The following is a 10,071-nucleotide window of genomic DNA, read 5'->3' as shown; positions in this document are numbered from 1 at the left end:
AACGCTTGCTTACTATGACCGGAAAAGCCGTAGTATTATCCGGATAGACTAGGAAAGTGTTACCTATGTTCCCGGTCTGAAGTGTTACCTATGTATCCGGTCGTACAGAAGCGCCATCCGGCAAGGTTTTAGGCTTCCAGCTCCGCCATATCGCCTTTCTCCTGCAGCCAGTTACGGCGATCTTCCGAACGCTTCTTGGCCAGCAGCATATCCATGGTGGCATCAGTCTGCTGTTCATCTTCATCGGTGATGTACAGCTGCACCAGGCGGCGGGTGTTCGGATCGAGCGTAGTTTCGCGCAGCTGCATCGGGTTCATCTCACCCAGACCTTTAAAGCGCTGGACGTTCGGCTTGCCTTTTTTACGTTTGAGTTGCTCCAGCACGCCCGCTTTTTCCTCTTCGGTCAGGGCATAGTAAACCTCTTTGCCCAGATCGATACGGTACAGCGGCGGCAGCGCCACATAGACGTGACCTTCTTTCACCAGCGCGCGGAAGTGCTTCACGAACAGCGCGCACAGCAGCGTCGCGATGTGCAGACCATCGGAGTCAGCATCCGCGAGGATACAGATCTTGCCGTAGCGCAGCTGGCTCAGATCCGAACTGTCCGGATCGATACCGATCGCCACGGAAATATCGTGCACTTCCTGCGAGGCCAGCACTTCATCAGAAGAGACTTCCCAAGTGTTGAGGATCTTACCTTTGAGCGGCATGATCGCCTGGAATTCACGATCGCGCGCCTGCTTGGCAGAACCGCCTGCGGAGTCACCTTCGACGAGGAACAGTTCGGTGCGGGCGAGATCCTGCGCGGTACAGTCGGCCAGTTTACCCGGCAGCGCCGGGCCGCTGGTGAGCTTTTTACGCACCACTTTTTTCGCCGCGCGCAGACGACGCTGGGCGCTGGAAATCGCCATTTCGGCCAGCAGCTCGGCGGCCTGGACGTTCTGGTTCAGCCACAGGCTGAAGGCATCTTTCACCACGCCAGAGACAAACGCCGCGCACTGACGGGAAGAGAGACGCTCTTTCGTCTGCCCGGCGAACTGCGGATCCTGCATCTTCACCGACAGCACGTAGGCGCAGCGGTCCCAGATATCTTCCGCCGACAGCTTCACGCCGCGTGGCAGAATGTTGCGGTATTCACAGAACTCGCGCATCGCGTCAAGCAGACCCTGACGCAGGCCGTTGACGTGTGTCCCGCCCTGCATGGTCGGGATCAGGTTGACGTAGCTTTCAGTCAGCAGCTCGCCGCCTTCCGGCAGCCACAGCAGCGCCCAGTCCACCGCTTCGGTTTCGCCGGAGAAGTTACCGACAAACGGTTTTTCCGGCAGCAGCGGCAGGCCGTTCACGGCTTCGCAAAGATAGTCGTTCAGACCATCGGCGTAGCACCAGGTCTGTTCGGTGTCGTTCACTTTGTCTTTAAAGACGATTTCAACGCCGGGGCAGAGTACCGCTTTCGCTTTCAGCAGGTGGCTTAAGCGGGAAACGGAAAAACGCGGACTGTCGAAGAAGCTTTCGTCCGGCCAGAAGTGGACGCTGGTCCCGGTATTACGTTTACCGCAGGTACCGGTGACGTGCAGATCTTCCACCTTGTCGCCGTTTTCAAACGCAATGGTGTAAACCTGACCATCACGGCGAACGTTGACCTCAACGCGCTTCGACAGGGCGTTGACCACCGAGATCCCCACGCCGTGCAGGCCGCCGGAGAACTGATAGTTTTTGTTGGAGAACTTACCGCCCGCGTGCAGACGACAGAGGATCAGCTCAACCGCCGGTACGCCCTCTTCCGGGTGGATATCGACGGGCATGCCGCGACCGTCGTCGATCACTTCCAGTGATTGATCGGCATGAAGAATAACCTCAACACGCTTCGCGTGTCCGGCAAGCGCTTCATCCACACTGTTATCAATCACTTCCTGACCAAGGTGGTTCGGGCGTGTGGTATCTGTGTACATCCCCGGGCGGCGGCGAACCGGCTCAAGCCCGGTGAGTACCTCAATGGCATCAGCGTTATAAGAAGATTGCGTCATGATCTATTCGTAGGTAGTTGGCGCTGCTTAATGCAACCCCAGAAAATCGATAATCTGTGTGAAGTGATCTTCAAAGCCGATAAATGCGTGATTACCGCCCTCCTCTACCGTTTGTCGGCAGGAGGCGAAATAGTTCACGGCCTGGCGGTAATCAAGCACTTCGTCGCCGGTCTGCTGAAGCAGCCAGATAAGATCCGGTGCCTCCAGTGGGTCAATTTGCATGACTTTGAGATCGTAAATATGGCGTGACTCTAGCACATATTGCTGCCCGGTGTAGGGATTCTCATTCGGCCCAAGGAAATTCACCAGCAGCTCAAACGGGCGTATCGCCGGGTTCACCACCACCGCTGGCAGCATGAAACATTGGGATAACCAGGTTGCATAATAGCCGCCCAGCGATGACCCCACGATGCCCAGTGGTTCACCGCCGTGTTTCAGCACCAGCGCTTCCAGCATCTCCGCCGCTTCCGCCGGATAGGCCGGCAGTTGCGGGATCAGCATATTCACGTCGGGATAGTACTCCGCCAGCCACTGCTTCAGCGCCGTAGCCTTTGCTGACAGCGGAGAGCTGTTGAATCCATGCAGATAAAGAAGCGTCGACATCAATAACCTTCAGATGCGGTATCAGGATGGAATTCGCACCCGGCAAGGCGGCAGACTTCGGTGGTTAATGAACCATCGTCATGCAGCTCAAGCCAGCGCCACCCAGGGGAAACGGTATCCAGCGTGAAGTTGGCACAGTGCGGTTTAAACTGTACGCAGGTTGACGGCGTCGCCATGATGCGGCGGCCGTTCCAGTCGACGTCCAGTTCCTGATGAATGTGGCCACAAAGCAGGTTTTTTACGCGCGGGTAGCGCACCAGCACATTATCCAGCGCCCCTGCGTTACGCAGGCTGTGCTGATCGAGCCAGCTGCATCCCGCTGGCAGCGGATGATGGTGCAACAGCAGCAGCGTGTGCCGGTCCGGCGCTTCCGCCAGCCGTTTTTCCAGCCACTCAAGCTGGAACTCGCTCAGCTCGCCGTGCGGCACGCCGAACACCTGACTATCCAGCAGGAGGATCTGCCAGTTTTCGCCCACCAGTACGCGCTTGGCCGGGGAGATCCCCGCGTCCTGAAGCGTGCTGTACATGGATGGCTGGAAGTCATGATTCCCCGGCAACCAAACGCAGGGTGCAGCGAAACTCGCGATGCCGTCAGCAAAGTGCTGATAGGCCGCGGATGAGTGATCCTGCGCTAAATCGCCCGTTGCCACCACCAGGTCAACGTCACGCGCCGAGGCATGAATAGCCTGCAAGACGGCGTGATAGCTTGCCCAGGTGTTCACGCCTAACAGCGTTTCATCTTTTTCCGCAAACAGGTGAGTATCAGTGATTTGCAGTACCCTGACACTGGCCCCACCAGCCAGAGGAAGGTTTAAAAGGCTTTCCAAATGGTGTCCTTAGGTTTCACGATGCAAACATACACATCATCCTTTCATGCTGCGTCATCGCTGGCAGCGTCCCAGATACAGCCTGAAAGGTGCTATGTACAAACCGGAATCGCCATCGCTCCATGTGCTAAACAGTATCTTAGCCAATCAGCTAAAAACTGATTAATTTGATGCTTTTCGTCGCGTTGATGCAACTTTTTATTTGGATAATCATATCGCGCTTTGAAGCGAAAGATCTGCTGACTTGAACACACTTCAGCCACCATCGCATCATGATACAGCCGCACGCTCATCGACGGCAGGCTCCAGTAGCTCACCGCCGGGTGCGTCTGCTCAACCGTTACCAGCGTAGTGTAGCGGGTTGATTCTGTTATCGTTAACCGATATTGCGCATTGGCCACCTGATAGTTCACCGTTTCGCCGGCTTCATCAACGCGCGGCAGTAAGCGACGTAATTGTGCGAAATTGGTCTCGCACAGGCGCATCATTTCTGGGAAGTCAGGCGTGTAACGCTTCATTTGGTCCACTCTTTTCGTAAGTCCTGATAATGCAGCTGTAGCCATTGCAAAGCGATGACAGAGGCTGCGTTGTCAATTTTTCCCTCTTCTACACATTGATAAGCGTACTCCCGGCTTACCACATGAACCCGGATATCTTCGTGTTCATCCGCCAGGCCATGAATACCTTTGGCCGTTGTTGCATCCACTTCGCCCACCATAATGGTCAGGCGCTCGCTGGTGCCGCCAGGGCTTGCCAGATAACTCAGACACTCTTTTACCCGGCCGAGTTCAAGCCCGGCCTCTTCCTGCGATTCGCGACGCGCCACATCCTCTACGCTTTCACCCTCTTCAATCATGCCGGCTACCATCTCCAGCAGATAAGGGGTTTCACTGGTGTCATAGGCCGCAATGCGAATTTGCTCAATCAGCACCACTTCGTCACGCACTGGGTCAAAGGGTAGCAAGACTGCAGCGTGACCGCGCTCAAAAATTTCGCGCCGGACTTCACCGCTCATCTCGCCGTTGAACAGACGATGGCGAAAACGGTACACATCAATCGAAAAAAAACCGCGATATACCGTTTCTCGTGCAATAATTTCTACATCGTTTTTCGAGAGGGTAACCACTGGGTTACGTGATTTTGTCATGGCCTTGCCTATGCTGTAATTATGATGAAATTGTGGATTTAAAATCCGTTTATCTTAGGATCCACTCTCTCTGTGGTAGATTGGTGCAAATTAACGCCAGATGGCACATTACGACAACTTTTTAACGTGGCAGACTCTGGTACAATCGGCGAATATTTTTTCTGTGAATTAGATCAGCGCTAAGCTTCACAACAAGGAATGCAAATGCAAATGAAGAAATTGCTCCCCATCCTTATTGGTCTGAGCCTTACGGGTTTCAGTACAATGAGCCAGGCAGAGAACCTGTTACAGGTCTATCAGCAGGCACGTACCAGTAACCCAGATCTCCGTAAATCCGCAGCAGACCGCGATGCCGCATTCGAAAAGATCAACGAAGCGCGTAGCCCGCTGTTACCGCAGTTAGGTTTGGGTGCCGATTATACCTATACCAATGGCTTCCGCGACAATAACGGCGTGAACTCCAACGCGACCAGCGGCTCGCTGACGTTAACGCAAAGCCTGTTTGATATGTCCAAATGGCGTGCTCTGACCCTGCAGGAAAAAGCGGCAGGCATCCAGGACGTGACCTATCAGACCGATCAGCAGACGCTGATCCTGAATACCGCCACGGCGTACTTTAACGTGCTGAGCGCGATTGACTCACTCTCCTACACCGAAGCGCAGAAACAGGCGATTTACCGCCAGTTGGATCAAACCACTCAGCGCTTTAACGTGGGCCTCGTGGCGATTACCGACGTGCAGAACGCCCGTTCACAGTACGATACCGTACTGGCGAATGAAGTGACCGCGCGTAACAACCTCGACAACGCCGTTGAAGCGCTGCGTCAGGTGACCGGTAACTACTACCCAGAGCTGGCGTCTTTGAACGTCGACAGCTTTAAAACAGACAAACCGCAGGGCGTTAACTCGCTGCTGAAAGAAGCGGAAAACCGTAACCTCTCCCTGTTGCAGGCTCGCCTGAACCAGGACCTGGCGCGTGAGCAGATTCGCCAGGCGCAGGACGGCCATCTGCCGACGCTGGATTTGAACGCCTCTACCGGGGTGTCAAACACCTCCTACAGCGGCTCTAAAACCCACAGTTCCCAGTACGACGACAACGACGCCGGCCAGAACAAAATTGGCCTGAGCTTCTCCCTGCCGCTGTACCAGGGCGGGATGGTTAACTCGCAGGTGAAACAGGCGCAGTACAACTTCGTCGGCGCCAGCGAGCAGCTGGAGAGCGCGCACCGCTCCGTTGTTCAGACCGTGCGTTCTTCCTTCAACAACATCAACGCCTCTATCAGCAGCATCAACGCCTACAAACAGGCCGTGGTCTCTGCACAGAGTTCATTAGACGCGATGGAAGCGGGTTACTCCGTGGGTACGCGTACTATCGTTGACGTGTTGGATGCCACCACCACGCTGTACAACGCGAAGCAGCAGCTCTCCAGCGCGCGTTATAACTACCTGATCAACCAGCTGAATATTAAAAATGCGCTGGGTACGCTCAACGAGCAGGATCTGATTGCGCTGAACAATGCGCTGGGTAAAACCGTCGCGACCTCTACCGACAGCGTTGCGCCGCAGAACCCGCAGCAGGACGCTTCAGCGGACGGCTACACCTCTCCGGCGACCAGCAAAGCGCGTCTGCGCTAAGGCCTCTCGCCGTACTGAAAAGGGTCCGCTTTATGCGGGCCCTTTTTTCATTCTCTTGCGCTAACGTAAGGCAACGTAAAGATCCGCCGCTTTACGCCCTTCTTCGCTTCATTTTCAACCACTCATCCACTATCCTGAGCGTTATTGCAATACCACTCTACTGGGTCCAGGAAGAACACAATGAAACGGACGAACAATATTCAACACGCCGCCTTTCGTAAAAGCTGGGGCGCGCGTCACCTCACGCCAGTCGCATTAGCCGTTACCGCGGTATTCATGCTGGCAGGCTGTGAAAAAACTGACGAAACCGTCACGCTCTATCAGAACGCGGACGACTGCTCTGCAGCGAATCCGGGCAAAAGCGCCGAGTGTAAAACCACCTTCGATAACGCGCTGAAAGAAGCCGAACGTACCGCGCCGAAGTACGCCAGCCGTGAAGACTGCGTAGCTGAATTTGGCGAAGGCCAGTGCCAGCAGGCACCGGCGCAGGCCGGTATGGCACCTGCCAGCGGTGAAAACCAGGCGCAAGCGCAAAGCAGCGGCAGTTTCTGGATGCCGCTGATGGCGGGCTACATGATGGGCCGTATGATGAGCGGCGGCATGGGTGGCTACCAGCAGCAGCCGGTCTTCACCTCGAAGAACCCATCCAGCCCGGCCTACGGTAAATACACCGATGCCGGCGGTAAAAACTACGGCGCAGCGCAGCCGGGCCGTTCGATGAACGTACCGAAAACCGCTATGGCACCAAAACCGGCAACCACCAGCACCGTGACTCGCGGCGGCTTCGGTGAGTCCGTGGCGAAACAGTCCACCATGCAGCGTAGCGCGTCGGGCACCACCACCCGTTCAATGGGCGGCTGATGACCATGGAAAGAATCAGCATTACTGAGCGCCCGGACTGGCGTGAAAAGGCAACGGAGTACGGCTTCAACTTTCACACCATGTACGGCGAGCCGTACTGGAGTGAAGAGGCCTACTACAAGCTGACGCTGGAGCAGGTTGAAAAGCTGGAAGAGGTTACCGCTGAACTGCATCAGCTGTGTCTGAAAGTGGTTGAACGCGTCATCGCCAGCGATGAGCTGATGGCGAAGTTCCGCATTCCAAAGCACACCTGGACCTTCGTGCGCCAGTCATGGCAAACGCAGCAGCCGTCGCTCTACTCGCGCCTCGATCTGGCGTGGGACGGCACCGGTGAACCGAAGCTGCTGGAAAATAACGCCGATACCCCAACGTCACTGTTCGAAGCGGCGTTCTTCCAGTGGATCTGGCTCGAAGATCAGATCAACGCGGGCAACCTGCCGGAAGGCAGCGATCAGTTCAACAGCCTGCAGGAAAAGATCATCGAGCGCTTCAACGTGCTGCGCGAACAACACGGCTTCCAGTTGTTGCATCTGACCTGCTGCCAGGACACCGTCGAAGATCGCGGTACCGTGCAGTATCTGCAGGACTGCGCCGCTGAAGCTGGCGTAGCGACCGAGTTCCTCTATATTGATGAGATCGGTCTGGGTGAGAAAGGCCAGTTTACCGATCTGCAGGATCAGGTAATCAGCAACCTGTTCAAACTCTATCCGTGGGAATACATGCTGCGCGAGATGTTCTCCACCAAGCTCGAAGATGCTGGCGTGCGCTGGCTGGAACCGGCCTGGAAGAGCATCATCTCTAACAAAGCGCTGCTGCCGCTGCTGTGGGAGATGTTCCCGGATCACCCGAACCTGCTGCCGGCCTACTTTGCCGAAGATGATCACCCAGAGATGGACAAATTCGTGGTGAAGCCGATCTTCTCCCGCGAAGGCGCCAACATTTCGATCGTCGAGAACGGTAAAACCATCGAGCAGGTGGAAGGGCCGTACGGCGAAGAAGGGATGATCGTGCAGCAGTTCCATCCGCTGCCGAAGTTTGGTGATAGCTACATGTTGATTGGCAGTTGGCTGATTAACGACGAACCTGCCGGGATTGGCATTCGTGAGGACAGAGCGCTGATCACTCAGGATCTGTCACGCTTCTATCCCCACATTTTCGTCGAATAATCGTTAACCGATTAGCACCGACAGCATACTCAAGGAGCCCATTTCGATACCGTCTACCGGGATCGTGATGGGCTCTTCGCCATCCCAGGCACCCAGCACATAAAGCAGCGGCAGGAAGTGATCCGCCGTTGGGTTCGACAGCGAACCGCCCTCATGCGCCAGATAGTTCACCAGCGGATGCTGTTCAACCGGCCCTTTCCAGCTTAGATTCGCCTTCACATAATCGTTAAACGACGTCGCCCACGGGTAAGGCGTTGAATCGCCGTGCCATTTCGCCGTACGCAGGTTGTGCACCACGTTACCGCTCGCCACCAGCATAATGCCTTCATCGCGCAGGCTTGCCAGCTTACGACCGATCTCAAAGTGCCATGCCGCTGGCTTGGTACTGTCGATGCTCAACTGCACCATCGGGATGTCCGCATTCGGGTACATCTTAATCAGCACGCCCCAGGAGCCATGGTCAAAGCCCCAGGCTTCTTTATCAAGCGTGACCGGAACCGGAGCCAGCAGTTCAACCAACTGTTGCGCCAGCGCCGGGGAGCCCGGAGCAGGGTAATGGGTATCGTACAGCGCCTGCGGGAAGCCGCCGAAATCATGGATCGTTTTCGGGGTTTCCATCACCGTCACGCCCGTGCCGCGAGTGAACCAGTGCGCGGACACCACCACAATAGCTTTTGGGCGTGGCAACGTTTCACCCAGATGCCGCCAGGTACGGGTATAGAGGTTATCTTCCAGTACGTTCATCGGGCTACCGTGACCTAAAAACAGTGCTGGCATTCGGCTACGAGACATGATGTTATCCTTCCAGAGGGCATAATTTAATAACACCACATTAACCCGTTTTGAGTGAGGATAAACTCAGATAAGCGTGATGATGATCTTCAGAAAATTTGAATGTAAGGATGAAGTAAAGAATAGCGTCGCCTCTCGCCACGGCTGACGATTTTCAATATCATGAATGATAATCATTATCATAAGGAGTAAGCGATGTCGGTACCGCTGATTCTGACATTACTGGCAGGGGCTGCCACCTTTATCGGCGCCATACTCGGGGTGATCGGGCAAAAGCCGTCTAACCGGGTACTCGCCTTCTCGCTCGGCTTCGCCGCCGGCATTATGCTGCTGATCTCATTAATGGAGATGCTGCCCGCCGCGCTCGGCACGCCGGGAATGTCGCCAGTGCTGGGTTACGGGATGTTTGTCGTCGGCCTCATTGGTTATTTTGCACTCGATCACATCCTGCCGCATGCGCATCCGCAGGATCTGATGCAGAAAAACACCCAGCCGCTGCCGCGCAACATTCGCCGCACCGCCGTGCTGTTAACCCTTGGCATCAGCCTGCACAACTTCCCGGAAGGTATTGCCACCTTCGTCACTGCCAGCAACAACCTTGAGCTAGGCTTCGGCATTGCGCTCGCCGTGGCACTGCACAATATTCCTGAAGGGCTGGCGGTTGCCGGGCCGGTCTACGCCGCCACGGGCTCAAAGCGCAAAGCGGTGTTCTGGGCGGGAATTTCGGGCATGGCGGAAATATTGGGCGGCGTGCTGGCGTGGGCGATCCTTGGCAGCATGGTGTCACCGGTGCTGATGGCCTCGATTATGGCGGCGGTCGCCGGGATTATGGTCGCCCTTTCGGTCGATGAACTGATGCCGCTGGCCAAAGAGATTGACCCTAACAACAACCCCAGCTACGGCGTGCTGTGCGGCATGTCGGTTATGGGGATGAGCCTGGTGGTATTACAGTCAATGGGCATTGGCTAACGTCAGGCAATAAAAAAGCCCGGTGCATATCGCAAACCGGGCTTCAT

The 10,071-nt window shown here is 55.7% G+C and carries 10 protein-coding genes; 4 read left to right on the top strand and 6 right to left on the bottom strand.

Annotation, left to right across the window (positions count from 1 at the left end; translation table 11 throughout):
* Window positions 1-128: 128 nt before the first annotated feature.
* From parE to nudF, 5 genes are all read right to left on the bottom strand, one after another.
* Entirely contained in the window at window positions 129-2,024 is a 1,896-nt protein-coding gene (parE, locus tag FHC49_RS05825; RefSeq protein ID WP_220439158.1) for a DNA topoisomerase IV subunit B, read from the bottom strand.
* Window positions 2,025-2,051: 27 nt separating this feature from the next.
* A complete protein-coding gene (gene yqiA / locus FHC49_RS05820; protein WP_185668387.1) occupies window positions 2,052-2,627 on the bottom strand; it encodes an esterase YqiA in 576 nt (191 codons plus the stop codon).
* A complete protein-coding gene (cpdA, locus tag FHC49_RS05815; protein ID WP_220439157.1) occupies window positions 2,627-3,454 on the bottom strand; it encodes a 3',5'-cyclic-AMP phosphodiesterase in 828 nt (275 codons plus the stop codon). Before cpdA ends, yqiA begins: the two co-directional genes overlap by 1 nt.
* A gap of 92 nt (window positions 3,455-3,546) precedes the next feature.
* Complete coding sequence (locus FHC49_RS05810; RefSeq protein WP_185668389.1) at window positions 3,547-3,972, bottom strand: DUF1249 family protein; 426 nt, start codon at window positions 3,970-3,972, stop codon at window positions 3,547-3,549.
* Complete coding sequence (gene nudF, locus FHC49_RS05805; protein WP_220439148.1) at window positions 3,969-4,601, bottom strand: ADP-ribose diphosphatase; 633 nt, start codon at window positions 4,599-4,601, stop codon at window positions 3,969-3,971. Before nudF ends, FHC49_RS05810 begins: the two co-directional genes overlap by 4 nt.
* Window positions 4,602-4,811: 210 nt before the next feature.
* Between nudF and tolC the strand changes: the two genes are divergently transcribed.
* From tolC to FHC49_RS05790, 3 genes are all read left to right on the top strand, one after another.
* Window positions 4,812-6,236, top strand: a complete 1,425-nt coding sequence (gene tolC, locus FHC49_RS05800) for an outer membrane channel protein TolC (protein WP_185668390.1) — start codon at window positions 4,812-4,814, stop codon at window positions 6,234-6,236.
* 180 nt (window positions 6,237-6,416) lie between these two features.
* Window positions 6,417-7,097: a DUF1190 family protein gene (locus FHC49_RS05795; protein ID WP_185668391.1), complete on the top strand. Its 681-nt coding sequence runs from the start codon at window positions 6,417-6,419 to the stop codon at window positions 7,095-7,097.
* Window positions 7,098-7,102: 5 nt separating this feature from the next.
* The gene (locus FHC49_RS05790) at window positions 7,103-8,263 is read left to right on the top strand and encodes a glutathionylspermidine synthase family protein (protein WP_220439162.1); all 1,161 of its coding nucleotides are present in this window, start codon (window positions 7,103-7,105) and stop codon (window positions 8,261-8,263) included.
* Window positions 8,264-8,266: 3 nt separating this feature from the next.
* On the opposite strand, the gene ygiD is transcribed toward FHC49_RS05790, so the two are convergent.
* Window positions 8,267-9,055, bottom strand: a complete 789-nt coding sequence (gene ygiD, locus FHC49_RS05785) for a 4,5-DOPA dioxygenase extradiol (RefSeq protein ID WP_220439147.1) — start codon at window positions 9,053-9,055, stop codon at window positions 8,267-8,269.
* A 195-nt stretch (window positions 9,056-9,250) separates the two neighbouring features.
* Between ygiD and zupT the strand changes: the two genes are divergently transcribed.
* Window positions 9,251-10,024 carry a zinc transporter ZupT gene (zupT, locus tag FHC49_RS05780; protein WP_185668393.1) on the top strand — a complete coding sequence of 258 codons (774 nt, stop codon included), beginning with the start codon at window positions 9,251-9,253 and terminating at the stop codon, window positions 10,022-10,024.
* The last annotated feature ends 47 nt before the right edge of the window (window positions 10,025-10,071 follow it).

Origin of the sequence: Kluyvera sp. EC_51, from assembly GCF_019584505.1 — a bacterium.
Lineage (GTDB): Bacteria > Pseudomonadota > Gammaproteobacteria > Enterobacterales > Enterobacteriaceae > Kluyvera > Kluyvera sichuanensis.
The sequence above is the reverse complement of the archived record's forward strand: the minus strand, read 5'-3'. Positions and strand labels throughout refer to the sequence as shown.